Annotated in this window: 20 protein-coding genes; 15 read left to right on the top strand and 5 right to left on the bottom strand. The window is 68.0% G+C overall.

Going from position 1 to position 25,654, the window contains the following annotated elements; genetic code table 11:
• Positions 1–90 precede the first annotated feature (90 nt).
• Positions 91–894: an enoyl-CoA hydratase gene (locus CKCBHOJB_RS11900; protein ID WP_281048886.1), complete on the top strand. Its 804-nt coding sequence runs from the start codon at positions 91–93 to the stop codon at positions 892–894.
• A 95-nt stretch (positions 895–989) separates the two neighbouring features.
• The gene (locus CKCBHOJB_RS11905; RefSeq protein ID WP_281048887.1) at positions 990–1,781 is read left to right on the top strand and encodes an SDR family NAD(P)-dependent oxidoreductase; all 792 of its coding nucleotides are present in this window, start codon (positions 990–992) and stop codon (positions 1,779–1,781) included.
• A 63-nt stretch (positions 1,782–1,844) separates the two neighbouring features.
• Here the strand turns inward: CKCBHOJB_RS11905 and CKCBHOJB_RS11910 are convergent, their stop codons facing one another.
• From CKCBHOJB_RS11910 to CKCBHOJB_RS11925, 4 genes are all read right to left on the bottom strand, one after another.
• Positions 1,845–3,071, bottom strand: coding sequence for an NADH:flavin oxidoreductase (locus CKCBHOJB_RS11910; protein ID WP_281048888.1), 1,227 nt, complete (start codon positions 3,069–3,071; stop codon positions 1,845–1,847).
• A gap of 82 nt (positions 3,072–3,153) precedes the next feature.
• Positions 3,154–4,743: a FadD3 family acyl-CoA ligase gene (locus CKCBHOJB_RS11915; RefSeq protein WP_281048889.1), complete on the bottom strand. Its 1,590-nt coding sequence runs from the start codon at positions 4,741–4,743 to the stop codon at positions 3,154–3,156.
• 26 nt (positions 4,744–4,769) lie between these two features.
• Positions 4,770–5,531 (bottom strand): SDR family oxidoreductase, encoded by a 762-nt coding sequence (locus CKCBHOJB_RS11920; protein ID WP_281048890.1) that lies wholly within the window; start codon positions 5,529–5,531, stop codon positions 4,770–4,772.
• A 23-nt stretch (positions 5,532–5,554) separates the two neighbouring features.
• The gene (locus CKCBHOJB_RS11925; RefSeq protein WP_281048891.1) at positions 5,555–7,264 is read right to left on the bottom strand and encodes an FAD-dependent oxidoreductase; all 1,710 of its coding nucleotides are present in this window, start codon (positions 7,262–7,264) and stop codon (positions 5,555–5,557) included.
• 188 nt (positions 7,265–7,452) lie between these two features.
• Here CKCBHOJB_RS11925 and CKCBHOJB_RS11930 point away from each other — a divergent pair, with 188 nt between their 5' ends.
• Positions 7,453–8,952, top strand: a complete 1,500-nt coding sequence (locus CKCBHOJB_RS11930) for an FAD-dependent oxidoreductase (protein ID WP_281048892.1) — start codon at positions 7,453–7,455, stop codon at positions 8,950–8,952.
• A gap of 90 nt (positions 8,953–9,042) precedes the next feature.
• Here the strand turns inward: CKCBHOJB_RS11930 and CKCBHOJB_RS11935 are convergent, their stop codons facing one another.
• Positions 9,043–10,479 carry an aldehyde dehydrogenase family protein gene (locus tag CKCBHOJB_RS11935; RefSeq protein ID WP_281048893.1) on the bottom strand — a complete coding sequence of 479 codons (1,437 nt, stop codon included), beginning with the start codon at positions 10,477–10,479 and terminating at the stop codon, positions 9,043–9,045.
• A 204-nt stretch (positions 10,480–10,683) separates the two neighbouring features.
• On the opposite strand from CKCBHOJB_RS11935, the gene CKCBHOJB_RS11940 reads away from it, so the two are divergent.
• From CKCBHOJB_RS11940 to CKCBHOJB_RS11995, 12 genes are all read left to right on the top strand, one after another.
• Positions 10,684–11,661, top strand: coding sequence for a flavin reductase family protein (locus tag CKCBHOJB_RS11940; RefSeq protein ID WP_281048894.1), 978 nt, complete (start codon positions 10,684–10,686; stop codon positions 11,659–11,661).
• A gap of 42 nt (positions 11,662–11,703) precedes the next feature.
• Complete coding sequence (locus tag CKCBHOJB_RS11945; RefSeq protein ID WP_281048895.1) at positions 11,704–12,477, top strand: glucose 1-dehydrogenase; 774 nt, start codon at positions 11,704–11,706, stop codon at positions 12,475–12,477.
• A 40-nt stretch (positions 12,478–12,517) separates the two neighbouring features.
• On the top strand, positions 12,518–13,306 hold the full coding sequence (locus tag CKCBHOJB_RS11950) for a fumarylacetoacetate hydrolase family protein (protein ID WP_281048896.1): 789 nt from the start codon (positions 12,518–12,520) through the stop codon (positions 13,304–13,306).
• 118 nt (positions 13,307–13,424) lie between these two features.
• A complete protein-coding gene (locus CKCBHOJB_RS11955; RefSeq protein WP_281048897.1) occupies positions 13,425–14,348 on the top strand; it encodes an acetaldehyde dehydrogenase (acetylating) in 924 nt (307 codons plus the stop codon).
• Between the two features lie 26 nt (positions 14,349–14,374).
• Entirely contained in the window at positions 14,375–15,409 is a 1,035-nt protein-coding gene (dmpG, locus tag CKCBHOJB_RS11960) for a 4-hydroxy-2-oxovalerate aldolase (RefSeq protein WP_281048898.1), read from the top strand.
• 2 nt (positions 15,410–15,411) lie between these two features.
• Complete coding sequence (locus tag CKCBHOJB_RS11965; protein WP_281048899.1) at positions 15,412–16,713, top strand: MFS transporter; 1,302 nt, start codon at positions 15,412–15,414, stop codon at positions 16,711–16,713.
• A 261-nt stretch (positions 16,714–16,974) separates the two neighbouring features.
• Positions 16,975–17,646, top strand: a complete 672-nt coding sequence (gene npdG, locus CKCBHOJB_RS11970) for an NADPH-dependent F420 reductase (RefSeq protein WP_281048900.1) — start codon at positions 16,975–16,977, stop codon at positions 17,644–17,646.
• Between the two features lie 117 nt (positions 17,647–17,763).
• Positions 17,764–18,438: a 2-phospho-L-lactate guanylyltransferase gene (cofC, locus tag CKCBHOJB_RS11975; protein WP_281048901.1), complete on the top strand. Its 675-nt coding sequence runs from the start codon at positions 17,764–17,766 to the stop codon at positions 18,436–18,438.
• Entirely contained in the window at positions 18,384–20,783 is a 2,400-nt protein-coding gene (gene cofH / locus CKCBHOJB_RS11980) for a 5-amino-6-(D-ribitylamino)uracil--L-tyrosine 4-hydroxyphenyl transferase CofH (protein ID WP_281048902.1), read from the top strand. The genes cofC and cofH overlap by 55 nt, the downstream gene beginning before the upstream one ends.
• A gap of 54 nt (positions 20,784–20,837) precedes the next feature.
• Positions 20,838–22,589: an FAD-dependent oxidoreductase gene (locus CKCBHOJB_RS11985; RefSeq protein WP_281051681.1), complete on the top strand. Its 1,752-nt coding sequence runs from the start codon at positions 20,838–20,840 to the stop codon at positions 22,587–22,589.
• Complete coding sequence (locus CKCBHOJB_RS11990; RefSeq protein ID WP_281048903.1) at positions 22,586–24,445, top strand: 2-oxoacid:acceptor oxidoreductase subunit alpha; 1,860 nt, start codon at positions 22,586–22,588, stop codon at positions 24,443–24,445. The genes CKCBHOJB_RS11985 and CKCBHOJB_RS11990 overlap by 4 nt, the downstream gene beginning before the upstream one ends.
• Positions 24,442–25,497 carry a 2-oxoacid:ferredoxin oxidoreductase subunit beta gene (locus tag CKCBHOJB_RS11995; RefSeq protein ID WP_281048904.1) on the top strand — a complete coding sequence of 352 codons (1,056 nt, stop codon included), beginning with the start codon at positions 24,442–24,444 and terminating at the stop codon, positions 25,495–25,497. The genes CKCBHOJB_RS11990 and CKCBHOJB_RS11995 overlap by 4 nt, the downstream gene beginning before the upstream one ends.
• Positions 25,498–25,654 lie beyond the last annotated feature (157 nt).

Here is a 25,654-nt window from a genome sequence, read left to right on the forward strand (position 1 = left end):
GAACGGACGATGAGCGGCTTGCGTCGAGGACGGAACATGCGTCCCATCCCCTTCCCCGGCCGTCGCGCCCGGGGCGCTCCTGGAGACGCCATGACCACAGACCCGACACCGCCGTCCGATCCGGCCTCGCCCCTGCTGCTCGAACGCCTCGACGGCGGCGTCGCGCTGCTGCGCCTGAACCGCCCGCAGGCCACCAACGCCCTGTCGCTCGAGCTGCAGGCCCTGCTCTCGCAGCGCTTCTCCGAGCTGGCGGCGGACGACACGGTGCGCTGCATCGTGCTCACCGGCGGCGAAAAGGTCTTCGCCGCCGGCGGCGACATCACCAGCATGGCCGGCGTCGGCCCGATCGAGATCACCCAGCGCCACACCGAACGCGTGTGGGGGCCGATCCAGCAGTGCCCCAAGCCGGTGGTCGCCGCGGTATGCGGCTACGCCTATGGCGGCGGCTGCGAACTGGCGATGCTGGCCGACATCATCGTCGCCGGCGAGGGCGCCCGCTTCTGCCAGCCCGAGATCCGCATCGGCATCATGCCGGGCATCGGCGGCACCCAGCGCCTGGTGCGCGCGGTCGGCAAGGCCAAGGCGATGCGCATGGCGCTCACCGGCAAGCCGATCACCGCGCACGAGGCGTGGACCGCCGGCCTGGTGAGCGACCTGGTGCCAGACGCCGAGGTGATTCCGACCGCGATCGAACTGGCACGCGTGATCGCCGCCATGCCGCCGCTGGCCGCCGAGCAGATCAAGGAATGCATCCTGCTGGGGATGGACGCCCCGCTCGAGACCGCGCTGGCGATGGAGCGCCGCGCAAACGCCCTCCTGTTCGCCTCGCGCGACCAGAAGGAAGGCATGCAGGCCTTCATCGAAAAGAGGCCGCCGACGTTCGAGGGCCGTTGACGCCCTGAGGGAGTTCGTCGGCACCGCCCGCCCCCGGCGGCTCCTGCCCCACTCCGCCCTCCCCCGTTTTCCACACCTGACAGGAACACCGCGCAATGGCAGATTCGCCCCTTACCCAAGCCTCTCCCGCCCCCAGCCCCGCCCTGTTCCGCCTCGACGGCTGCGTCGCCATCGTAACCGGCGCCGGCCGCGGCATGGGCCGCGGTGTGGCCGAGACCCTTGCCCGCCAGGGCGCCACGGTTGCGATCAACGACTTCTTCCCCGAGCGCGCCGAGGCCGCCGCCGCCGAGCTGCGCGCCGCCGGGCTCAAGGCCCTCGCCGCGCCTGCCGACGTGACCGACTACGAGGCGGTCCAGCGGATGGTGGCCGCCGTGCGCGAGCAGGCCGGCATCGTGGACATCTACGTCTCCAACGCCGGCGTGCCCACCACCGGCATGGGCTACGGCAAGTTCCTCGAATCGAAACCCGAGGACTGGGAGCGCTTCGTGAAGCTCAACATGTACGGGCTGATGAACGGCTGCCACGCCGTACTGCCGGGCATGATCGAGAAGAAGTGGGGCCGCATCGTGGCGATCACCTCCGAATCCTGGCGTGCCGCGGTGCCGATGGGGATCGCCGCCTACGCCGCCTCCAAGGCCGGCGTGGTCGGCTTCGTGCGCCAGCTCGCCGCCGAGGTCGGGCGCAAGGGGGTGAATGTGAATGCGCTGTCGCTGGGCACGATGAACAACTGGGAAGGCTCGGAGGAGCTCGCGCGCAAGAATTGCATCGTCCCGCGTGCCGGCTCGCCCGCCGACGTCGGCGCCGGCGTGGCCTGGCTGGCCTCGCGCGAGGCCGAATGGGTCACTGGCCAGATCGTGCCGCTCAACGGCGGCGGCATCACCGCCTGACGTGAACGACAACGCCCGCCAGCCTTTGCAGGCTGGCGGGCGTCCTTTTGCCAAGGCTGGGGTTCAGCCCGCAGCGCGGACCCGGTTCAAGGCAACGTCGTTCGGCGGATTCAGCACGCACATCGTGCCGGCCGGGTGGTAGATGTAAGGCACGCAGCGGTTGCAGTTGGTACAGCCAGAGGCCGCGATCTCGCCGCACTGGAATTTGTTGACCAGCTGCGGATCGTGGATCAGCGGGCGCGCCATCACCACCGCATCGAAGCCCTCGGCCATGGCCTGCTCGGCGTTGGCGAGCGAGCGCGCGCCGCCGAGGTAGCCCAGCGGAATGTCGACCGCGGCGCGGATGCGGCGCGAGTACTCGAGGAAGTACATCTCGCGGAACTGCACCCTGGGCGTACCGAGCTGCGACAGCTTCATCATCAGGCCGGTCAGCCAGCTGCCCTTGAGCACCTTCTTCATCTCGTCCATGTCGAAGTTGCTGCCGAACATGAACCAGCCCGACTCGATGTTGCGCCCGCCCGACAACACCAGCAGGTCCGCGCCGGCCTGCTGCAGCAGGCGCGCGGTGACGATGGCGTCCTCGACCGTCGCGCCATTCGGCACGCCGTCGGCGACGTTGATCTTGGCCAGCACCGCCATCTGCCCTCCGACCTTCTCCTTCACACGGCGCAGCACCTCGGCCGGGAAGCGCGCACGGTTTTCCGCGCTGCCGCCGTATTCGTCCTTGCGCTTGTTGGAAAGCGGCGAGATGAACTGGTTCAGCAGGTAACCATGGCCCATGTGGATCTCGACCGCGTCGAAGCCGGCCTGGCGACACAGCTCGGCGGCGTCGACGAACTGCTGGATGACAAGATCCATGTCGGCGCGGGTCATCGCACGCTGGAAGAAGTTTCCGCGCATCAGGCCGGCCTTGTTGAGACCGCCCGAGGCGCTCATCGTCGGCCCATCGACCTTCACCGATGTGACGAAGGAGCCCCCATGGGTGAGCTGGTAGGAGATCGCGCCGCCCTCCGCATGCACGGCATCGGCCAGCGCCTTGAGGTCGGGCAGGATCTCTGGGCGCATCCACACCTGGTTGGGCAGGGTGCGGCCGACCTTGGCCACTGCGCCATAGGCCACCGTGGTGAGCCCGACCCCGCCCGCGGCCATGTCGCGGTGGTGCTTGACCAGGGCCTTGGTGGGCGCGCCCTTGAACACCATGCCCTCGTTGGCGCCGGCACGGATGAAGCGGTTGCGCAGCGTGATCGGCCCCAACTTGAAGGGGGTGAACAGATCCGGGACTTCGCTCATGCAGACCTCGTGCGATTCGATGTGGGATTCGATTCTGGATTCGACGGTGGCTTGGTCCGCGAAGGCGGACACAGTAGCGGGCTCACGCAGGAACACGCACCAGCGCCCGCAGTTCGTTCTTGACCACCTTGTTCGACGCATTGACCGGCAACGAAGCGAAGAAGCGCACGAAGCGCGGCACCTTGTAGTTGGCCATGCGCTCGCGCGACCAGGCGATGAGCCCGGTTTCGTCAAGCGCCTGGCCATGCCGCAGCACCACGCAGGCGCAGCCAACCTCGCCCATGCGCTCGTCGGGCACGCCGATCACCGCAACCTGGGCGATCGCCGGATGCGCGGTGAGCGCGGCCTCGATCTCGGCCGGGTAGCAGTTGAAGCCGCCGACGATGAACATGTCCTTGAGGCGATCGGTGATGCGCAGGTAGCCGCGTGCGTCCAGCGTGCCCACGTCGCCGGTGTGCAGCCAGCCGTCCGCATCGATCGTCTCGGCGGTCGCCTTGGCGTCCTCGAAGTAGCCCTGCATGACGTGGAAGCCGCGCAGGCAGATCTCGCCGGCCTCACCCACGGGCAGCGGCCGGTTGTCGGCGTCGACGATGCGGATCTCAGTGCCCGGGATGGCGTGGCCGCTGGTCAGCGCAACGGTTTCGGCGTCATCGTCTGCGGCGCAGATGGTGGCCAGGCCGCCGCATTCGGTGAGGCCGTAGGCGGTGAGCACGACCTCGAAGCCGAGCTCGCATCGCATGCGCTCGATCAGCACCGGCGGAATGGTCGAGGCGCCGGTGACGGCCACCCGCAGGCTGGACAGGTCGGTCTGTGCGAGCTTCGGGTGCGCCAGCATCGACAGGTAGAGCGTGGGCGGCCCGGGCAGCACGCTGATGCGGTCGGCCTCGATGCGGCGGAACACCGCCTCGGCGTCGAACACCGGATGCGGCAGCACGGTGGCACCGGCGATCAGGCAGGTGACCCAGCCCGCCTTGTAGCCGAATGTGTGGAAGAAGGGATTGACGATCAGGTAGCGGTCGCCGGCGCGGATGCCGGCAATCTTCACGTACTCGCTGAAGGCCTGGATGATCTGGCCGTGGGCGCTGATGACGCCCTTGGGGCGCCCGGTGGTGCCGGAGGTGAACATCAGGTCCGACATGTCGTCGGGCTGCACCGCCTGCGCCGTGGCGCGTGCCCGTTCCTCGCTGACGCCCTCACCGCCGGCCAGGAAACGCGCCCAGTCGGTATCGGCATGCGCGCCGGCCTCGCCGATCGCCACCACCTTTTCCAGCGTGGCCGGACGGCAGCCGGCGAGCATCGCGGGGTAGTCGATGTCGAGGAAGCGGTCTACGACGAAGAGGATGCGGGCGTGGCTGCGTTCGATGATGTCGGCCGCCTCGGCGCCCTTCATGCGGGTGTTGATCGGCACCATCGCCGCGCCCGCGCAGTGGATGCCGAGCGCGGCGAGGATCCATTCGGCGCGGTTGGGCGCCCAGATCGCGACCCGGTCGCCGGGCTCGATGCCATGGGCGATCAGGGCGCGGCTGACGGCGAAGACGCGCGCCGGCAGGCTGGCATAGTCGATGCGGGTGTCGCCGTCCTCGATGAAGATGCGCTCGCCGTGACGCTTTGCGGCCTCGAGCACGAGCGCCGGCAGGGTGCGGGCGAGCGGCGGTACGAAATGTGCGGTCATGGTGATTCCGGTGTTGTTGCGGCGGCTCAGATGCTCATGACGAACTGGCCGCTGTCGACGCGCAGCTCGATGCCATTGACCGCGCGCGCGCTGTCCTCGGCAAGGAAGAGGATGGCGGCGGCGACGTCCTCGGGCAGGCAGGCGCGGTTCATCGGGTCGGCGTCGATGGTGAAGCGCGCCGGGTCGACGCCCTTCGGGTACGAACCGGCCGTCATCGGCGTCATGACGCCGTCGGGGTGGATGGAGTTGCAGCGGATGCGGTACTTGGCCTTGCGGCAATGCGCGGCGACCGCGCGAGTGAGACCGGAGATGGCGGCCTTGGAGGCGCCGTAGGCGGCGTAGTCGTCCTTGGCGGCGATGCCGGCGATCGAGGAAATGTTGATGATCGAGCCCCCGCCGCCCTCCTTCATCAGCGCCACGCCGGCCTTGCAGCCAAGGAACACGCTGTCGGCATTGACCCGCATCAGGCGCTGCCAGTCGTCCAGCGAGGCGTCCTCGATCGAACCCTTGACCAGGATGCCGGCGTTGTTCACCAGGATGTCGAGACGACCGAAGCGCGCGCGCAGCACGGCCATCACCGCGTCCCAATCGGCCGCCGAGGCGGCGTCCTGGCGGATGAACGTCGCCTTGCCACCAAGACCGGCGGCGAGCGACTCGCCGGCGTCGACGCTGAGGTCGGTAAACACGACCTGGGCGCCTTCCCTGACGAAGAGTTCCACCGTCGCGCGTCCGACGCCGCTCGCGCCCCCGGTGACCAGCGCCACCTTGCCTTCGATCCGTCCTGCCATGTGCTCGGTCTCCTGTCGATTCGTCACGCGTTGGCCGCGATGTGATTGGCGGCGATGTAGCCGAAGGTCATCGCCGGTCCGATGGTGGCGCCGGCGCCCGGATAGGCGGTGCCCATCACCGAGGCCGAGGTATTGCCGATGGCGTACAGGCCCTCGATCGGCGAGCCGTCCGGGCGGACCACGCGCGCCTGGGCGTCGGTGAGCAGCCCGCCCTTGGTGCCGATGTCACCGGCGTCCATGCGCATGGCGTAGAACGGCCCCTTCTGGATCGGCGCCAGGCAGGGATTGGGCTTGACGTTGACATCGCCGTAGTAGCGGTCGAAGACGCTGTCGCCACGGCCGAAATCGGCGTCCTTGCCGCTGCGGGCATAGTCGTTCATCTTCGCCACGGTCTCCTTGAGCCCGGCGGCATCGACGCCGATCTGGCGCGCCAGGTCCTCGAGGGTGTCGGCCTTCCAGTAAACGCTGCCCAGCCACTCCTTGCGCAGGCGGCTGTCGGGCATGATCTGCGCCGGCATCAGCGGGCCCATCGCGTAGTTGAAGCGGAAGTGGGCGTCGAAGATGCACCACGCCGGCACGTTCTTGCCGCCGGTGGCCTCGCGATCCTTGTACATGGCGTCGCCGAACTCCAGGTAGCCCTGGGCCTCGTTGCAGAAACGCTTGCCGAGGCTGTTGACCACGATGGAGCCCGGGAAGGCGCGCTCGGCAAAGATGCCACGCGGCTTGTCCTCGCCCACGACCGGAATGGTCGGTGCCCACCACGCCCATTCCATCAGGTCGGTGGCGGCACCTGCGGCCATGCCGGCTTCGAGCGCGGCGCCGGTATTGTTGCCCGGCGGGGTTGCGCTCCACGCGGCCTTCGTCGGCTGCGGCAGGTACTTCTCGCGCAGGGCCTGGTTCTGCTCGAAGCCGCCGGCGCCGAGGATCACGCCGCGACGGGCGGTCAGCGTCAGCTCACGCCCTTCGCGCATTACACGGACGCCGATCACACGGTCGCCGTCGAGCACCAGGTCGCGGAAGTCCGTCTTCAACCACAGCGGCACCTTGCGGTCCAGCAGCGAGACGCGCAGCGCGCACGCCAGCGAGCTGCCCAGCCCGGCACGGCGGTCGTATTTGCTCTTCTTGCGCCACTTGAAATCGAGCTTGTAGCGCAGCATCATGCCGAGGATCTTGAACCGCCAGCCGCGCTCGCGCGCCATGGCGACGTGGGCGTCGCGCGCGGTCCACGAGATGCGTCCCATCAGCAGCGTCGAGGCTGAAGGCCGGCGCAGATTGGCGAGCTCGTCGCCGAGAGTGCTGGTGTCGAAAAGCTCGGGGTCGAGCGAGCGGCCGCCGGGCAGCGCGCCCGGCAGGTGCTGGTAGTAGTCGGGGTACTTCTCGGCCACCGCGTAGCGCACCCGGGACTTGTCCTCGAGGTACTTGATCATCTTCGGCGCATGGTCGAGATAGGCGCGCACCTTCGTCTCGTCGGCCTTGCCGCCGCCCGCTGCGAGGATGTACTGCAGCGCCTTCTCGTAGCTGTCCTTGCCGCCCTTGGCCTTGAAGTAGTGGTTGTTCGGGATCCAGATGCCGCCGCCCGAGATCGCCGAGGTACCGCCGAACTTGTCGCTCTTCTCGATCACCAGCACCGACAGCCCGCGGTCGGCGGCGACCACCGCCGAGGTCATCGCGCCTGCACCGGAGCCGACGACGATGACGTCCCAGCTCATCTGCGACTGATCTTGCACGCTCACGCTTCACCCCTGATCTGGTTGGAATGTGGGCGATGTTGGCTGCGGAGCCGAGGGGTTTCATCGTCAATGCGGACTATGAGCGCACGATCGGCTCCGTCTCCGGGCCGGTATCGTTCAATCGGGGGATGCAGCCGGCGAGCGGTCCTTCGATGATCGGTCGCACCCAAGAACCGGACAAGGAACACGGCATGAGCACACCCCCAGCCCCCACCCCGCACGCCCCCCCGCCCCATGCCCCCGCGCGCGCCTGCCGCGTCGAGGACGTGCCGCGCTGGGACATCGAGACCGACGTCGCCGTGATCGGCTTCGGCGCCGCAGGCAGCTGCGCGGCGATCGAGGCGCGCGCGGCGGGCGCCGAGGTTCATGTCTTCGAGGTGGCGGCCGCGCCGGGCGGCAGCGCCTCGTGGTCCGGCGGCGAGGTCTATGTCGGCGGCAGCGGCGGCACGCGGGTGCAGCGCGAACACGGCTTCGAGGACAGCACCGAGGACCTGTACACCTACCTGATGATGGCCGGCGGCCCCGGCGCCGATGCGGAGCGCGTGCGCGTCTATGCCGAGAAGGCGGCGGCCCACTTCGAATGGCTGGAGGCCCAGGGCGTGCCCTTCAAGGGCACCTACCTCCCGGGCAAATGGATCGAGCCCACCACCGACGACACCCTGGTGTGGTCGGGCAACGAGGCAGCGTGGCCCTTCAGCGCGCAGGCGAAACCGGCGCCGCGCGGCCATACTGCCCAGTTCAAGGGCTGGGGCGGCGGCAAGATCCTGATGGAGAAGCTGTGCGCCCGCGCCGAAGCGCTCGGCGCCACCGTCCATTGCAACAGCCGGGCGCTGAGCCTGATCGTGGACGGGACGAACGGCGTGGTCGGCGTGATCGTGCGCATCGAGGGCGAAGAAAAGTTCGTGCGCGCACGCAAGGGCGTGATCCTGTGCGCGGGCGGTTTCATCGTCAATCGCGACATGGTCGCGCGCTTCGCACCGGCCGCGCTCGCGTGCTCGGAAGTCGTCTCCGGCGGCAACGACGACGGCTCGGGCATCCGCATGGGCATGAGCGTGGGCGGCGCCACCCTCCATATGGACCAGTTCTTCGCCACCATCCCGTTCTTCCCGCCCGAGTCGCTGGTCAAGGGCATCTTCGTCAACGCGCGCGGCGAGCGCTTCATCAACGAGGACGCCTATCACGGGCGCGTCGCCCACTACGTGCTGCGCCAGCCCGAGGGCAAGGCCTGGCTGCTGGTCGACAACGAGATCTTCGGCCGTCCGGTGATCCAGCCCGACATCGGGGTGGCCGCGGTGGGCGAGAGCTGGGAAGAGCTTGAGCAGGAGCTCGGCCTGCCCACGGGCAGCCTGGTGCATACCGTCACCGAGTTCAACCGCCATGCCACCGAGGGCGCGGACCCGCTGTTTCACAAGGCCGCGAACTGGCTCCGCCCGCTCACCGAAGCCCCCTTCGCCGCGCTCAGCTACTGCATCGGCGACCTCAAGGCGCATGCCTTCACCATGGGCGGCCTGCATACCCGACCCAGCGGCGAGGTGCTCGATGCGGACGGCCAGCCGATCGCCGGCCTCTACGCCGCCGGGCGCACCGCATGCGGCCTGCCGCGCTGGGGCGAGGGCTACAGCTCGGGCATGTCGCTCGGCGACTCGACCTTCTTCGGCCGCCAGGCCGGGCTGACGGCCGCCCGGCGCTGAACGCGGCACGCAACAAGAAACGCCGCGCCACCCAGGGGGTCGGCGCGGCGTTTCGTTTCTTCACTGACTCCGAACTCCGGCGGGCGTGGCTCAGGGCGTGACCTGGGCCTCCATCATCGCCAGGAAGTGCTCGGAGTACGGCGGCAGCAGGCCCCACTCCCGGCGCGGGTCGTAGGCCGGCGCCTTGAACACCGTGCGCGCGTGGCTGAACTCGAGGAAGCCCTCGCGGCCGTGGTAGTGCCCCATGCCGGAATCGCCCACGCCACCGAAGGGTGCGTCTTCCATCGCGGCGTGGAACATCGCCTCGTTGATCGTGACGCCACCCGACAGCGTGTGCTCGAGCACGTTTTGCTGCTCGGCTTCGTCCTCGCCGAAGTAGTACAGCGCCAGCGGACGCGGACGGGAATTGATGTCGGCGATCACCGCGTCGATCGTCTCAAAGGGCTTCACCACCACCGCCGGACCGAAGATCTCCTCCTGCATGATCTTCGCACCCTGCGGCGGGTCGATGACGATGGCGAGCGGACGGTGGCGCCCTGCCGCATCGGCGGCCAGGGGCGCCGGCGCGCACTCGACGCGCGCGCCGGCCTGGACGGCATCGCTTACGTAGGACTCGACACGCGCCAGGTGGCGATCGTTCACCACCGCGACCATGTCCGGGTTGCCCGCCACGCTCGGGAACAGCTCGCCGAAGCTGCGCTTGAGCGCGGCGACGAAATCCTCGAGCTGCTCGCGGGCCACATAGACGACGTCCGGATTCACGCACAGCTGCCCGCCGTTGCTCGCCTTCGCTGCGGCGATGCGGAAGGCCGCGGTCGCGAGGTCGGCGCTGCGGGCGACGATGGTGGGCGACTTGCCACCCAGCTCCAGCGTCACAGGCACCAGATTCTGCGCCGCGTTGCGCATCACCGCCTTGCCGACCTGGGTGCTGCCGGTGAACACGATGTGGTCGAAGGGCTGGGCGGTGAAGGTTTCGCCCATGTCCGGGCCGCCGGTGACGACGCCGACCTCGAGCGGATCGAACATGTCGACGACCGCCTCGGCCACCACCTGGGCGGTGCGGGAAACCACCTCGGAGGGCTTGAGAATGGCGCGATTGCCCGCGGCGAGCGCGCTGGCGAGCGGGCTGAACAGGGTGAACAGCGGCGCATTCCAGGTACCGATGATGCCTACCGTGCCCTTGGGCTGGTACATCACCCAGGCCTGGGCGCCGAGCTGGTCGTAGGGCGGGAACGGCGCGCGCGGCTCGCTCGCCATCCAGGGCTCGAAGTGGTCGCGGGCGTACTTGAGCGAGGTCAGCGAACCGAGCACGTCGTTCATCAGCGAGTAGCCCTTGGGGCGGCCGCCGAAGTCGGCATCCATCGCCTCGACAAGGGGCTTGTGATACTTCACCAGCAGGTCGATCGCCGTCTGAATGCGGCGCTTGCGCTCCACGGCGCTGACGGCACCGGCGGCGTTGAATGCCTGGCGCTGTTGTTCGAGCAGGCCGGCCAGGCCTGCGGCGGTAGTGATGATCTCGTTCGTCACGGCAATCGCTCCGGGTTGAGAGGCGGGGTTAGACGCATTTGCGCACCGTGCGAACTTAACCTGCGAACCCCGAAGCTGCGTAGTCCGATCGGACGATCGCCCCCAGCCGCGCCGGCAAAAACGCTAGTCCGTTGGGACGATGACCCTGACCGGGGCCAATTTCATACTCGGCGCCATCTTCCCTCCCGTCCTGCGAGACACGACATGACGACGCAAAAGGGTTTCGACCCCCAGGCATTCCGCGCCGCGCTCGGCACCTTCACCACCGGCGTCACCATCATCACGGCCCGTGCCCAGGACGGCGATGCCGTCGGCATCACCGCCAACAGCTTCAACTCGGTGTCCCTGGACCCGCCGCTGGTGCTGTGGAGCCTGGCGAAGAACGCACGCAGCCTGGCCGCATTCTCCAACGCGAAGCACTGGAACGTGCATGTGCTGTCCGCCGACCAGGAAGCCCTGTCGGGCCGATTCGCACGCCAGGGCGAGGACAAGTTCGCCGGGCTGGAGCTGGACGACGGGATCAGCAAGGCGCCGCTGCTCAAGGACTGCACCGCACGCTTCCAGTGTCGCACCGCGTTCAGCTACGACGGCGGCGACCATGTCATCTTCGTCGGCGAGGTGCTGGCCTACGACCACAGCGACCTGCCGCCGCTGGTGTTCCAGAGCGGCCAGTACGCCCTGGCCGCCCGCAAGCCGCGCGAGGAGGTGCGCCTGGGCGCCACGCCGCCGCCCGAATGCAGCTACACCGAGGACCTGCTCGGCTACCTGCTCGGCCGCGCGCACTACCAGATGCTGTTCGCCTTGCGACAATTGCTCGACACCCAGGCCCTGGACGAGCGCTCGTTCTTCATCCTGTCGGTGCTGTCGATCCGTGACCGCCTGACCCTCGACGAACTGAACGCGTTCATCGCCTACACCGGCATGCTGGCCACCGTCGAATCTATGGCAGCGCTCGAGTCGCAACGCCTGGTCGCCTTCGAAAGCGAGGACGGGACCACACGCTACGTGCTGACCGCCGATGGCCGCGAAGCCTCGCTGCGCCAGATCGCGCTGGCGAAGGCGGTCGAGGAAGACGTCGCCGCCAAGCTCGGCGCCGGCGACACGATGGCGCTGAAGCTGCTGCTCAAGCGCCTGATCGCGAGCAGTGACCCGGGCATGCCCGACCTTTGGTCTGCACGCTGATCTCCCTCCGAACTCACCTCGACGAATAAGCAAGGACATCCCATGCCCCTGATCGAACGCTTCCGCCTGAACAACCAGGTCGCCATCGTCACCGGCGCTGGCCGCGGCATTGGCCGTGCCATCGCCCTGAGCTACGCCGAGGCCGGCGCCGATGTGGTGTGCGCGGCACGCACGCTCGCCGACGTGGAAGCGGTCGCGGAAGAGATCCGCGCCCTCGGCCGCCGCGCGCTCGCGGTGCAGTGCGACGTCACCGAGCTGCCGCAACTGGCCGGCGTGGTCGAGGCCGCGATGAACACGTTCGGCCGCATCACCCACCTGGTCAATAACGCCGGCGGCTCCGGCCCCAACGACCCGCTGAAGATGTCGGCAGACAAGTTCGAGGGCGTGTTCCGCTTCAACGTCAGCTCCGCCTACGAACTGACCCGCCTGTGCGTTCCGCACATGCGCACGGCCGGCGGCGGCAACGTGGTGAACATCACCTCGGGCGCGGCGCGCTACGCCCAGCCCTACTTCAGCGCCTACGGCACGGCCAAGGCCGCGCTGAGCCAGCTCACCCGCCTGCTGGCGCAGGACTTCGCCCCCGACGTGCGCGTCAATGCCATCGCGCCGGGGCCGATCATGACCGCCGCGCTCGACCGCGCCCTGCCCGCCAACATGCGCGAGGGCATGATCAAGAACACGCCGTTGAAACGCCTGGGCGAAGTCGAGGACATCGCCGCCGCCGCGCTCTACCTCGCTACCCCGGCATCCGCCTGGGTCACCGGCAAGATCATCGAAGTCGACGGCGGTGCCGAATCCAGCGTGTGGCCGGGCTGAGTCGCAGTTGCACGCACTGTCTCAACACATGGACCCGACCATGGACGACTCCCAGATCCGCCGCCTCGGCGACGAACTCTACGACGCCCTGCGCCAGCGCCGCACCCTGGCGCCGCTGACCGACCGCCATCCGGACATCGGCATCGACGACGCTTATCACATCTCGCTGCACATGCTGGCGCGACGCGAAGCCGATGGCGAAAAGCTCGTCGGCAAGAAGATCGGCGTCACCAGCAAGCCGGTGCAGGACATGCTGAACGTGCATCAGCCCGACTTCGGCTTCCTGACCGACGCCATGCACCATCCGGACGGCGCCACGATCCCGATCGCCCAGGCCGGCCTGATTCAGCCGCGCGCAGAAGGCGAGATCGCCTTCATGCTGAAGGCCGATCTCCAGGGTCCGGGCGTTACGAAGGAAGACGTGCTCGCCGCCACCGCCTGGGTTGCGCCCTGCTTCGAGATCGTCGATTCCCGCATCGACGACTGGAAGATCCGGATCCAGGACACGGTCGCCGACAACGCCTCGTGCGGCGTGTTCGTGATCGGCGAGCAGCACACCGACCCGACCGGACTGGACCTCGCAGCCGTGCGCATGCGCATGACCCGCAACGGCGAACCTGCCGGCGAAGGCCTGGGCTCGGCGGTCCAGGGCCATCCGGCCGAAGCGGTGGCCTGGCTCGCCAACACCCTCGGTCGCTTCGGCATCCCCTTCCGCGTCGGTGAGCTGATCCTGTCCGGCTCCCTGGCGCCGCTACTCCCGGCCCGTGCCGGAGACCGCTTCGACATGGAAATCGAGGGACTCGGCCGCTGTTCGGTTGCCTTTGCCTGATTTCCCCGCTTGCAGGTGCGCCGCGGCATATCCCTCTCTCGTCCCCGTGTCGCCTGCACCCGTCCGCCCGCCCGGATCGAGACGGACCGCAACGCCCCCTACTCTTAGAGACGAATCCATGAACAAGATCAAATGCGCGCTGATCGGCCCCGGCAACATCGGCACCGACCTGCTGTACAAGTTGAAGCGTAGCCCCGTGCTCGAGCCGGTGTGGATGGTCGGCATCGACGCCAGCTCGGAAGGCCTGGCGCGTGCGCGTGAGCTGGGCCTCAAGACCACCGCCGAGGGCGTCGACGGCCTGCTGCCGCACGTGCTGGCCGACGGCGTGCAGATCGCCTTCGATGCCACCTCGGCCTACGTCCATGCCGAGAACAGTCGCAAGCTCAATGAACTGGGCGTGCTGATGATCGACCTCACCCCCGCGGCGATCGGCCCGTTCTGCGTGCCGCCGGTCAATCTGGTGGAGCACGTCGGCAAGGGCGAGATGAACGTCAACATGGTCACCTGCGGCGGCCAGGCCACGATCCCGATGGTCGCTGCGGTCTCGCGCGTGCAGCCGGTGGCCTACGGCGAGATCGTCGCCACCGTGTCCTCCAAGAGTGCCGGCCCGGGCACGCGCAAGAACATCGACGAATTCACCCGCACCACCGCCGGCGCGGTCGAGAAGGTGGGCGGTGCGAAGAAGGGCAAGGCCATCATCATCCTCAACCCGGCCGAGCCCCCGCTGATCATGCGCGACACGGTGCACTGCCTCACCGAGACCGAGCCCGACCAGGCGGCGATCACCGAATCGATCCACGCCATGATCAAGGAAGTGCAGAAGTACGTGCCCGGCTATCGGCTCGTGAACGGTCCCGTGTTCGACGGCAACCGCGTCTCGGTCTTCCTGGAAGTCGAAGGCCTGGGCGATTACCTGCCCAAGTACGCCGGCAACCTCGACATCATGACCGCGGCCGGTGCGCGCACCGCCGAGATGTTCGCCGAGGAGATCCTCGCCGGGCGCCTGAAACTCGAATCCAACCGCGCCACGATGGTGGCCTGAGCGGCGACCAGACGAAGGAGATGAACATGGAACTTCGCGGCAAGAAGATCACCGTCCACGACATGACCCTGCGGGACGGCATGCACCCCAAGCGCCACCTGATGACGCTCGAGCAGATGAAGACCATCGCCTGCGGCCTGGACGAGGCGGGCGTGCCGCTGATCGAGGTCACCCACGGCGACGGGCTGGGCGGCAGCTCGGTGAACTACGGCTTCCCGGCGCACAGCGACGAGGAATACCTCGGCACCGTGATCCCGCTGATGAAGCAGGCCAAGGTCTCGGCGCTGCTGCTGCCGGGCATCGGCACCGTCGATCACCTGAAGATGGCGCACGAGCTGGGCGTGTCCACCATCCGTGTGGCCACCCACTGCACCGAGGCGGACGTCTCCGAGCAGCACATCGGCATGGCGCGCAAGCTCGGCATGGACACCGTGGGCTTCCTGATGATGGCGCACATGAACAGCCCCGAAGGCCTGGTCAAGCAGGCCAGGCTGATGGAGAGCTACGGCGCCAACTGCATATACGTCACCGACTCGGCCGGCCACCTGCTGCCCGACACGGTCAAGGCGCGCCTGGCGGCGGTGCGCGAGGCCCTGAAGCCCGAGACCGAGCTCGGCTTCCACGGCCACCACAACCTGGCGATGGGCGTGGCCAACAGCCTGGCCGCCCTCGAAGTGGGCGCCACCCGGATCGACGCCGCCGCGGCCGGTCTGGGTGCAGGGGCCGGCAACACGCCGCTGGAAGTCTTCATCGCGGTGTGCGACCTGATGGGCATCGAGACCGGCGTGGATGTGTTCAAGATCCAGGACGTGGCCGAGGACCTGGTCGTGCCGATCATGGACTTCCCGATCCGCATCGACCGCGACGCGCTCACGCTCGGCTACGCCGGCGTGTATGGCTCCTTCCTGCTGTTCGCCAAGCGCGCCGAGAAGAAGTACGGCGTGCCCGCGCGCGAGATCCTGGTCGAGATGGGCCGCCGCGGCATGGTCGGCGGCCAGGAAGACATGATCGAGGATACGGCGCTCAATCTGGCCCGCGCACGGCAGGCGGCGCAGGCCTGAACATGACGACCGAGGCCATGGCCACACCCGCGACCATGTCGCCGTGGCGCAACCATGGCCTGCTGCTTCTGCTGGCCATGATGTACGCCGACAACTTCGTCGGCCGCCAGATCGTGGCCGTGATGATCGAGCCGATCAAGCACGAGTTCGGCGCCAGCGACACCTCGATGGGTCTGATCTCCGGCCTCGCCTTCGCCGCGGTGTTCGCCGTGCTCGGCCTTCCGGCCGGGCGTCTCGCCGACCGCCTGCCGCGGATCGGCGTGGTCGCGGCGTCCTGTGCGCTCTGGGGCATCGCCACCATCCTGTGCGGCTTCACCGGCAGCTTCCTGCTGCTGGTGCTGGCGCGCATGGCGGTCGCGGCCGCCGAGGCGCCTGCGGCGCCGGCCGCCCTGTCGCTGATCGCTGATCTCTATCCGCCGCAACGGCGCGCCTTTGCCATCAGCCTCTTCACTGCAGCTCCGACCTTCGCCGCCATCATCGCGCTCAGCCTCGGCGCCTGGATGGTCGATGCCTGGGGCTGGCGCATGAGCTTCATCGCGGCCGGAGCTCCCGCGCTGCTGATCGGCGCCCTGGTGCTGACCCTGGGCCGCGAACCCCGACGCGGTCGCTGGGATGCGGTTTCCCACCATCCTCATCCACTGGACATTCGCTCGACGCTCAGGACTCTGTGGTCCGAAAAGGCGGTGCGTTACCTGGTCCTGGCAAGCGCCACGGCAACGCTGGGCGGGACCGCCTTCGGCATGTGGAACGCGACCTTCCTGGTGCGCTCCTATGGCCTAGCACTGCAACATGCCGGCCTGCTTACCGGGCTCGTGGGCGGAATAAGTGCTGGCGTAGGCGTGATGTTCGCCGGCTGGCTGAGCGATCGTCTCGGCTCGCGCGGTGCGCGCTGGCGGTTGAGCGTCCCGATCCTGGGCCATACGATCGGTCTGCTGTCGCTGGCCATCTATCTCTTCTGGCCGAGTGACATCTGGCTGGAAATGGCCGGGATCCCGGTGCCCGAGGCCATGCTCTGGTGCGCCGTGAATGGCTTCTTTTCCGTGTGGTGGCTCGGCCCGTCGTTCGCCCTGCTGACCACGCTCACCAATCCGCGCATCCGCGCCGTCGCGATCGCCCTCCAGACCCTGCTCAGCACGCTGTTCGGCGTCGGCTTCGGCCCTGTGCTGATCGGCACCCTGAGTGACCTCCTGTACCCCCACCTCGGCATCGAAGCGCTGCGCCACGCCTTGCTCCTCGGCTGCGCAACCTCCTTGGGCGCGATGATCCTCCTCTATCGCACTGGTCGGCATCTTCCCCGCACCTGAGCCCTGCACCCGGGTCCGACGCCCGAGTCATGCGGATCGAAAGCTCGGGAAGCGCAGGACTTCCCTCCCCGCGCTGACCGCTGCGCTCCCGATCAGCGCATCTGTCCACATTTGACTCGCATCCATAATCCAATCAGGCGATGCCTGATGCGCACCCCCTCCTTAAAGTGAATGCACGGCACCACAGGGCGAATGCAGTGCCTCAGGCCGCATTTCGGCCGTTTGCCCTGACCACACTTGAATCCAGGAAGGGAGCAGGACATGGAGCAGACAATCGCCGTGGTCGGCGGAACGGGTAACCTCGGCGCTGCACTTGCAAGGCGCTGGGCCAAAGCGGGCAAAACGGTGATCATCGGCTCACGCACCGCGGAGAAGGCACGGGAAGCCGCCGCGCGACTGAGCGCGGGACTCGACACCAGAATCCTTTCGGCCTCGAACCTGGAGGCAGCCCGCGCCGCCGACATCGTCGTGGCGACCGTGCCTTTTTCCTCCCAGGCGGCCGTTCTCGAGGAGATCCGCCCCGCCCTGGCCGGCAAGATCCTGATCGACACCACCGTCCCGCTCATGCCGCCCAAGGTTGCGCGCGTGCAGTTGCCCGCCGAGGGCAGCGCCGCCCAGCGCGCCCAACAACTGGTCGGCGAGACGGTGCGGCTCGTTTCCGCCTTCCATAACGTCGCGGCCCACAAGCTCGCCACCGACCAGGAGGTGGAGTGCGACGTCCTGGTCTTCGGCGATGACAAGGAAGCGCGCGCGGTCGCCGTGGCCCTGGCCGACTGCGCGGGCCTGCGCGGCCTGCACGCCGGCGTGCTGGCCAACTCCGCCGCAGCCGAGGCGCTGACCTCGATCCTCATCTTCCTCAACAAGACCTACAGGGTGGATGGCGCAGGCATCCGCATCACAGGTCAGCTCGATCGTTCCGCTGCCGCAGACTGAGGCCCGCCATGGCATCGCAGGTCAGCCTTGCTGCGCTTCAGGATCTCCCCGAGGGCGGCGTGGCCAGCCCCTCCATTTAGCCCGCGCCCGCTCGAACAGAGAAGGGGGAAGAAAATCATGAGCTGCTGGGCACTTCTCGCGCTTAAGCCTCCGCATCTGGGAAAGAGCCGGCTTGGCGGCACGCTGACGCGCCGACAGCGCGAGCACCTGATCATCACGATGTTCGAGCACGTGCTGGAGACGCTCGACACCGCGAGCGAGATCGATCAGATCGCAGTGATCACACCGGTTCCGGAAATACTGCCGCAAGGTGTGCACGCACTCAGGGACCGTGGAACCGGGCTCAATCAGGCCCTGGACGAAGGTCGCAACACGCTGACCGCCTGCGGTGCGACCGAAGTGCTCGTGCTGCATGCCGACCTCCCCTGGCTCAGCCCGCCAGAGGTGGACAGCTTCGTGTGCCATGGCCGCAAGACGGGGCTCGCGCTCGCGCCGGACCATCACGGTTCGGGTACCAACGCGATCTTCCTGTCCCCCCCGGGCACCTTCAATTTTCATTTTGGCACCTCCAGCTTCAGGCAGCACCTTGCGGAGGCGCGCATGCGCGGGCTCGAGCCGATCGTCAACACCCCGCGCGGCTTCGCCGTCGACATCGATGAGCCCGCAGACCTGCAGCACTACCTCGACACCCGAGGCGGCCCTCTCGAGCCGCTCCTCTCGCCCTGGAGTACGACGCGATGGACAGCAAGCCCGAAACACTTCTCGCCCTTGCACGCGGCGGAGCACGGCTGAGCGACGGACAGATCCGCAAGCTTGCGGCGCATGCCTCGCCGCAAGCCCTGTCCGATTGCGCCGTCGCCCTGACCCTGGAGGGCCACGGACGCCTGGTGGGACATTCCCGCAAGGTCTTCATCCCGGTCACCCGCCTGTGCCGGAACGTCTGTGCCTACTGCACCTTCGCGACCTCGCCCAAGGCGGTTCCGAGCCCCTTCCTGAGCCCCGACGAAGTGCTCGGGATCGCACGCGCGGGCGCCGCTGCCGGATGCCGGGAGGCCTTGTTCACACTCGGCGAGAAGCCCGAGTTGCGCTACCGGTCAGCACGTGAAGCCCTCGGGGCAATGGGGCATGCCAGCACCGTGGAATACGTGGCGGCCCTCGCCGAGCGCGTGTTTCGGGAAACCGGCCTGCTGCCGCACATCAATGCGGGCAACCTCGAGGCGGCCGAGTTCCGCATGCTCCGCCCTCGCGCCGCATCGATGGGCATCATGCTGGAGACCACCGCCGAACGTCTTGGCCTGCGCGGGCAGGCCCACTGGAACTGCCCGGACAAGCAGCCCGAGGCGCGCCTCGCCACGCTGGAAGCCGCGGGCGCGGCCGGCGTGGCGATGACGAGCGGCCTGCTCATCGGCATCGGCGAGACGCCCATGGAGCGCGTCGATGCCCTGCTCGCACTGCGCGCCATCCACGAGCGCCATGGTCACCTTCAGGAAATCATCGTGCAGAACTTCCGCGCCAAGCCGCGCACGCCGATGGCCTCCGCGCCCGAGCCCACGCTGGAGGAGCACGCGTGGACGATCGCGATGGCGCGCATGGTGTTCGGCCCAAATATGTCCATCCAGGCTCCGCCAAACCTGCGCTCGGGAGAACTGCGCACCTTGATCGATGCGGGCGTGAACGACTGGGGCGGCATCTCCCCGGTCACGATCGACCATGTCAATCCCGAGGCCGCCTGGCCCGAACTCGAGCGCCTGGACGCCGAGACGCGTCGCTGTGATCGCCTGCTCGTCGAACGCCTGGCGCTGGCACCGTCCTTCGCACGCCGGGCAGCACGATGGACCGAGGGCGAAATCCGTGCATCCGTGCTGCGCAGCACGGATGCGCAAGGCTGGGTGCGCGAGGACGACTGGATCGCCGGCACCCGGATGCCGCCCAGCGCGTCGATACGAAGCCTGGCCACCCGCTCCCCTCGGGCACGGCCGAGCGCCGAGGTCGCCGCGACCCTGCGCCGGGCAACGGAAGGCGAAACACTGGACGAAGCCGCCATCGCGCGTCTGTTCGTCGCCCGCGACGAGGATTTCGCGGCCATCGTGCAGGCGGCCGACACGATGCGCGCCCGGCTTGCGGGCGAAAGCGTGACTTATGTGCGCAACTGCAACATCAACTACACGAACATCTGCAAGCATCGCTGCGGATTCTGCGCCTTCGCCAAGAGCCACGCCGCAAGCACCCTGCGCGGTCCGGCCTACAAGCTCGACGCGGATGCGGTGGTCGACCGCGCGCACGAAGCCTGGGAGCGCGGCGCCCGCGAGGTGTGCATGCAGGGCGGTATCCACCCGCACTACGACGGCCACACCTATCTCGAACTGACCCGTGCGGTGAAGTCCGCGATCCCGGGGATGCACATTCATGCGTTCTCGCCACTGGAGATCCTGCACGGCGCGCGCAGCCTTGGCCTGCCGGTAGACGCGTACCTCGGTCGTCTGCGCGAGGCCGGGCTCGGCTCCCTGCCGGGGACGGCCGCCGAGGTCCTCGACGACGAAGTGCGTGCGCTCATCTGCCCGGACAAGCTCGACACCGCCGAGTGGCTGGACGTGATGCGCGCCGCACACCTCAGCGGCATACGCACGACGGCAACCATCATGTTCGGGCACGTGGACACGCCGCTGCACTGGTCCCGCCACCTGCTCCAACTTCGGGCCCTCCAGGCCGAGACCGGTGGCTTCACCGAGTTCGTCCCGCTGCCCTTCGTGCATATGGAGTCCCCGCTGTGGCACAAGGGCAAGGCGCGTTCCGGTCCGAGCCTGCGCGAGGCGATTCTGATGCATGCGGTCCCGCGCCTCGTGTTCGGCTCGCTGCTGCCCAACGTCCAGACCTCGTGGGTGAAGATGGGCAGCGAAGGGGCCACCCTGTGCCTGCGCGCCGGTGCCAACGACCTCGGCGGCACGCTGATGTACGAGTCGATCACCCGCGCCGCGGGCGGAGCCAACGGCCAGTTGATGAATGATGAGGATCTGCGCGCCATCGCCGCCGCGGCAGGCCGCCCCCTGCGGCGACGCACGACGGTCTATGGGCACGTCGATGAAGAACAGGCGGATCGAGCGCCGGACACCGCCGCGCTCACCGTCGCCGCAATCTGACAGCCAGAGGATCCAGTGAAACCAAGCACGCTTACTCCGGACTACCTGCGCAAGGTGGTCGATTGCCAATGGGCCTGCCCGGCCCATACGCCGGTGCCCGAATACGTCCGTCTGGTGGCGGCGGGAGCCCACGCCGAGGCCTATCTCGTCAACTGGCGCTCGAACGTCTTCCCGGGGATCCTGGGTCGCGTCTGCGACCGCCCCTGCGAGCCCGCCTGCCGGCGTGGCCGAGTGGACGGCCAGCCGGTGGCAATCTGCCGGCTCAAGCGCGTTGCCGCAGACCTGAAGGGCGATATCCGCGAGCATCTGCCCAAGCCGCCGGCGCTGCGCAACGGCCGGCGCATCGCCTGTGTCGGCGCCGGTCCGGCCTCCATGACCGTGGCCCGGGACCTGGCCCTGCGCGGCTATGCCGTGACCGTGTTCGATGGCAGCCAGCGCGCGGGCGGCATGATGCGCAGCGAGATTCCGGCGTTTCGGCTGCCCGCATCGGTAATCGATGAGGAGTGCGGCCATATCGAAGCGCTTGGCGTGGCGTTCCGCACCAACAGCTGGGTCCGCAGCCTCGAGGCGCTGCTCACCGAAGGCTGGGATGCGGTGTTCGTCGGCACCGGTGCCCCACGCGGCCGCGACATCGACCTGCCTGGCCGCAGCGAGGCGGCGGCACACATCCACGTGGGCATCGACTGGCTGTCGAATGTCGCCTTCGGTCACGTCGAACGGGCGGCGCGCAGGGTGATCGTGCTCGGTGGCGGCAATACCGCGATGGACTGCAGCCGGACCGCCCGCCGCCTGGGCGCCGAAGAGGTGCACGTGATCGTGCGCAGCGCCTTCGAAGAGATGAAGGCATCGCCCTGGGAGCGCGAGGAGGCGATGCACGAAGGCATCACGATCCGCAACATGATGGTGCCGCTCGCCTTCACCCAGGAACAGGGCCGGCTCACCGGAATGCTATTCGGGAAGGTTCGCGCCGAATACGACGCGAGCGGCCGGCGTTCGCTGGTGCCGACCGGGGAAGCTGCGGAGCATGTGGCGTGCGACGAGGTCCTGGTGGCGATCGGCCAGGAGAACAGCTTCCCGTGGATCGAGCGCGACATCGGCATCGACTTCGACGATTGGGGCATGCCCGTGCTCGACCGCGGCACCCTGCAGTCGACCCGGCCGGAGGTGTTCTTTGGCGGCGATGCGGCACTCGGCCCGAAGAACATCATCACGGCCGTCGCGCAGGGCCATGAAGCGGCGATCTCGATCGACCGTTTCTGCTCCGGGCTGCCGGTGGCCGAGCGGCCTGCTCCGAGGGCCACCCTGACCAGCCAGAAGATGGGCATTCACGCCTGGAGCTACAGCAACCGCATCTCCGAGGATGCGCGCCACAAGGTGCCGACGGTCGAGTTGTCGGAGACCTTGAAGAACCTCAGGCTCGAATTCGAGTTCGGCTTCGATCCGGTGCTCGCGTGCAGCGAGGCCGAGCGCTGCCTGAACTGTGACGTCGCAACCGTCTTCACGCCCCCTGCATGCATCGAATGCGACGCCTGTGTCGACATCTGTCCGGCTGAGTGCATCACGTTCACCCAGGACGGCGAAGGCGACGACATCGGCCTGCGCGCCCGTCTCAAGTCGCCTGCTTCCAACCCGGACCAGGCGCTCTACATCGCCACCGGGCTCAAGACCGGACGTGTGATGGTCAAGGACGAGAATGTCTGCCTGCACTGCGGCATGTGCGCCGAACGCTGTCCGACCGGTGCGTGGGACATGCAGAAGTTCGTCCTCAATGACAACCGTGCCAATGCCGAGGCCATGACAGCATGAACAGCAAACGCCAGATCAACGACTTCGTCATAAAGTTCGCGAACATCAACGGCTCCGGGTCGGCTTCGGCAAACGAGCTGTTCGCGCGCAGCATCATCCGCATGGGCGTGCCGGTGTCGCCGCGAAACATCTTCCCATCGAACATCCAGGGCATGCCCACGTGGTACGAGCTGCGGGTCTCCGAGCAGGGCTGGCTCGGCCGCCGTGGCGGCTGCGACATGATGGTGGCGATGAACCCGCAGACCTGGGACCGTGACCTCGCGGAGCTCGAGCCCGGGGGCTGCCTGCTGTACGACTCGACCCGTCGACTCCACGCGAACCAGTTCCGCGCCGATATCCGGCCGTTCGGCATCCCCCTGACCGCGCTCTGCAACGAGGCCTTCGAGGACACGCGCCAGCGCCAGCTGATGCGCAACATCATGTACGTCGGCGCACTCACCGCCCTGCTCGGGATCGACCCGGAAGTGACCGGAGGCCTGCTCGCCGAGCTCTACCGCGGCAAGAGCAAGCTCATCGAGAGCAACCAGAGGGCCCTCCGTATCGGTCGCGAATACGCCTTCACCCACTTCGGCTGCCCGCTCGAGATGCGCGTGGTGCGTGCCGATGCGGTCGGCGACCGGATCTTCATCGACGGCAACAGCGCCTGCGGCCTGGGCGCGCTGTATGGTGGTGCGACCGTCGCAGCGTGGTATCCGATCACCCCCTCGACCTCGGTGATCGAGGCTTTCGGCACGTACTGCCGCAAGTTCCGCACCGACCCCGACAGCGGGCAGGCCCGCTACGCGATCGTGCAGGCGGAGGACGAGCTGTCCGCGATCGGGATGGTGATCGGCGCCGGCTGGAATGGCTCGCGCGCATTCACGGCGACCTCCGGACCGGGGGTGTCGCTGATGCAGGAGTTTCTGGGGCTCGCCTACTTCGCCGAGATCCCGGCCGTGCTGTTCGATGTCCAGCGCGGCGGCCCCTCGACCGGCATGCCGACCCGCACCCAGCAGTCCGACCTGCTCGCCTGCGCCCATGCATCCCATGGCGATACCCGTCATGTGCTCTTGCTTCCGGCCGACCCGAACGAGTGCTTCGAGTTCGGGGCCCTGGCCTTCGATCTTGCAGAGCGCCTGCAGACACCGGTGTTCGTGCTGCTGGATCTGGACATCGGCATGAACGAGCGCCTGTGCGCGCCCTTCGCCTGGAACGATGAGCGACGCTACGACCGCGGCAAAGTGCTGGGCCACGACGAGCTGGAAGCCGGCATGCAATTCGGGCGCTATCTCGACGTGGATGGCGACGGCATCCCCTACCGCACCCTGCCCGGCGCCCATCCGACACGGGGCGCCTATTTCACCCGCGGCACCACGCGCAACCCGTTCGCCAAGTACAGCGAGGCGGGCAGCGATTACGTCTACAACATGGAACGGTTACGGCGGAAGTTCGACACCGCCAGGACGCTGGTACCGCCCGCCATCATCCAGCCTGCGGCGCAGGAAACCCGCATCGGCGCGATCTGCTATGGATCCACCTCGCCCGCGATGGACGAGGCGATCGCCCTGCTCGCCGCCGAAGGCTTCCATGTCGATAGCCTGCGTGTGCGGGCCTTTCCCTTCGGCGACGAGGTCATGGACTTCGTCCACGCGCACGAGAAGGTTTTCGTCATCGAGCAGAACGAAAGCGGACAGCTGCGCAGCCTGCTGATCGAGGACGGCGAGATTGCCCCCGCGAAGCTGAGCCGCGTGCTCCACTACGACGGCACGCCGATCACCGCTCGCTTCATCGCGGGCCGGATTGCGGCCGAACTCGGCACGCCCTCGCACTCGACATCCTCTGCAAAGAACGCTGCGCAACTCGAGGCCATCCAATGACCTATCTTCCCAAGCCCGCGCTCCTGCGCGCCAAGCAGCCACGCAACGCCATCGGCCATACGCGGCGCGACTACGAAGGTGCGGTGTCCACGCTGTGCGCCGGCTGCGGTCACGACTCGATCAGTGCAGCGATCGTACAAGCCTGCTTCGATCTCGACATCGAACCGCACCGCGTCGCCAAGCTGTCGGGCATCGGCTGCTCGTCGAAAACCCCGGACTACTTCCTTGGCAACTCGCATGGTTTCAACAGCGTCCACGGTCGCATGCCTTCCGTGCTCACCGGTGCGGCACTCGCGAACCGCAGCCTGCTCTACCTCGGCGTATCGGGCGACGGCGATTCGGCCTCGATCGGCCTGGGTCAGTTCGCACATGCGATGCGGCGCGGCGTGAACATGACCTATCTGGTCGAGAACAACGGCGTCTACGGCCTCACCAAGGGCCAGTTCTCGGCCACGGCGGACAAGGGCTCGGCCAACAGGCGCGGGGTCGTGAACGCGGACAATCCGATCGATCTCGTCGCGCTGGCGCTGCAACTGGGCGCCAGCTACGTCGGGCGCAGCTTCTCCGGCGACAAGGAGCAGCTGGTGCCGCTCATCAAGGGCGCGCTGCGCCACCGTGGGGCAGCCTTCATCGACATCATCAGCCCCTGCGTGACCTTCAACAACCACACGGGCTCGACCCGAAGCTACGATTTCGTGCGCGAACACAACGAGGCGGTCAACCGCATCGAGGTCATGCTGCCCCATGCGCCTATCGAGACCTCCTACCCGCCCGGAGGCCTGCGACGCGTTGTCCAGCACGACGGCTCGGTCCTGCTGCTGCGCAAGCTCGGGGTGGACTACGACCCGACCGATCGCATCGCCGCCATGAACTACCTGCAGGAGCGACATGCGCTGGGCGAGATCGTGACCGGCCTGCTCTATGTCGATCCGGGCGCGGACGAACTCCATGCCCATCTCAACACCATCGAGCGCCCGCTCAACCAGCTCGGCGAAGCCGAGCTGTGCCCGGGCACGCAGGCACTGCAGGCGATCAATCAGTCGCTACGCTGATCCGTGCCCCGGGATTCCGGCCACGGAGAGGGATGCCGGGGCAGACGTCACCTCAGCCGGCGGAAGCCCCCCTTTTTTAGCGGCGCACATTGAAGCCCCGCGAGCGAGCCCGCGCTCGCCCTCCGATGAGCCGCTCCGCCCTCATCGCGCTGCGACC

The sequence above is a fragment of the Thauera sp. GDN1 genome (assembly GCF_029223545.1).
In the GTDB taxonomy this organism is placed as follows: Bacteria; Pseudomonadota; Gammaproteobacteria; order Burkholderiales; family Rhodocyclaceae; genus Thauera.

What these genes read in the sequence shown, in the direction of transcription:
- npdG (WP_281048900.1), top strand. Translation starts at nt 16,975, where the DNA reads ATGGAGCAGACAATCGCCGTGGTCGGCGGAACGGGTAACCTCGGCGCT.
- CKCBHOJB_RS11930 (WP_281048892.1), top strand. Translation starts at nt 7,453, where the DNA reads ATGAGCACACCCCCAGCCCCCACCCCGCACGCCCCCCCGCCCCATGCC.
- cofC (WP_281048901.1), top strand. Translation starts at nt 17,764, where the DNA reads ATGAGCTGCTGGGCACTTCTCGCGCTTAAGCCTCCGCATCTGGGAAAG.
- CKCBHOJB_RS11945 (WP_281048895.1), top strand. Translation starts at nt 11,704, where the DNA reads ATGCCCCTGATCGAACGCTTCCGCCTGAACAACCAGGTCGCCATCGTC.
- CKCBHOJB_RS11940 (WP_281048894.1), top strand. Translation starts at nt 10,684, where the DNA reads ATGACGACGCAAAAGGGTTTCGACCCCCAGGCATTCCGCGCCGCGCTC.
- cofH (WP_281048902.1), top strand. Translation starts at nt 18,384, where the DNA reads ATGGACAGCAAGCCCGAAACACTTCTCGCCCTTGCACGCGGCGGAGCA.
- CKCBHOJB_RS11910 (WP_281048888.1), bottom strand. Translation starts at nt 3,071, where the DNA reads ATGAGCGAAGTCCCGGATCTGTTCACCCCCTTCAAGTTGGGGCCGATC.
- CKCBHOJB_RS11990 (WP_281048903.1), top strand. Translation starts at nt 22,586, where the DNA reads ATGAACAGCAAACGCCAGATCAACGACTTCGTCATAAAGTTCGCGAAC.
- CKCBHOJB_RS11920 (WP_281048890.1), bottom strand. Translation starts at nt 5,531, where the DNA reads ATGGCAGGACGGATCGAAGGCAAGGTGGCGCTGGTCACCGGGGGCGCG.
- CKCBHOJB_RS11915 (WP_281048889.1), bottom strand. Translation starts at nt 4,743, where the DNA reads ATGACCGCACATTTCGTACCGCCGCTCGCCCGCACCCTGCCGGCGCTC.
- CKCBHOJB_RS11905 (WP_281048887.1), top strand. Translation starts at nt 990, where the DNA reads ATGGCAGATTCGCCCCTTACCCAAGCCTCTCCCGCCCCCAGCCCCGCC.
- CKCBHOJB_RS11955 (WP_281048897.1), top strand. Translation starts at nt 13,425, where the DNA reads ATGAACAAGATCAAATGCGCGCTGATCGGCCCCGGCAACATCGGCACC.
- CKCBHOJB_RS11965 (WP_281048899.1), top strand. Translation starts at nt 15,412, where the DNA reads ATGACGACCGAGGCCATGGCCACACCCGCGACCATGTCGCCGTGGCGC.
- dmpG (WP_281048898.1), top strand. Translation starts at nt 14,375, where the DNA reads ATGGAACTTCGCGGCAAGAAGATCACCGTCCACGACATGACCCTGCGG.
- CKCBHOJB_RS11950 (WP_281048896.1), top strand. Translation starts at nt 12,518, where the DNA reads ATGGACGACTCCCAGATCCGCCGCCTCGGCGACGAACTCTACGACGCC.
- CKCBHOJB_RS11900 (WP_281048886.1), top strand. Translation starts at nt 91, where the DNA reads ATGACCACAGACCCGACACCGCCGTCCGATCCGGCCTCGCCCCTGCTG.
- CKCBHOJB_RS11995 (WP_281048904.1), top strand. Translation starts at nt 24,442, where the DNA reads ATGACCTATCTTCCCAAGCCCGCGCTCCTGCGCGCCAAGCAGCCACGC.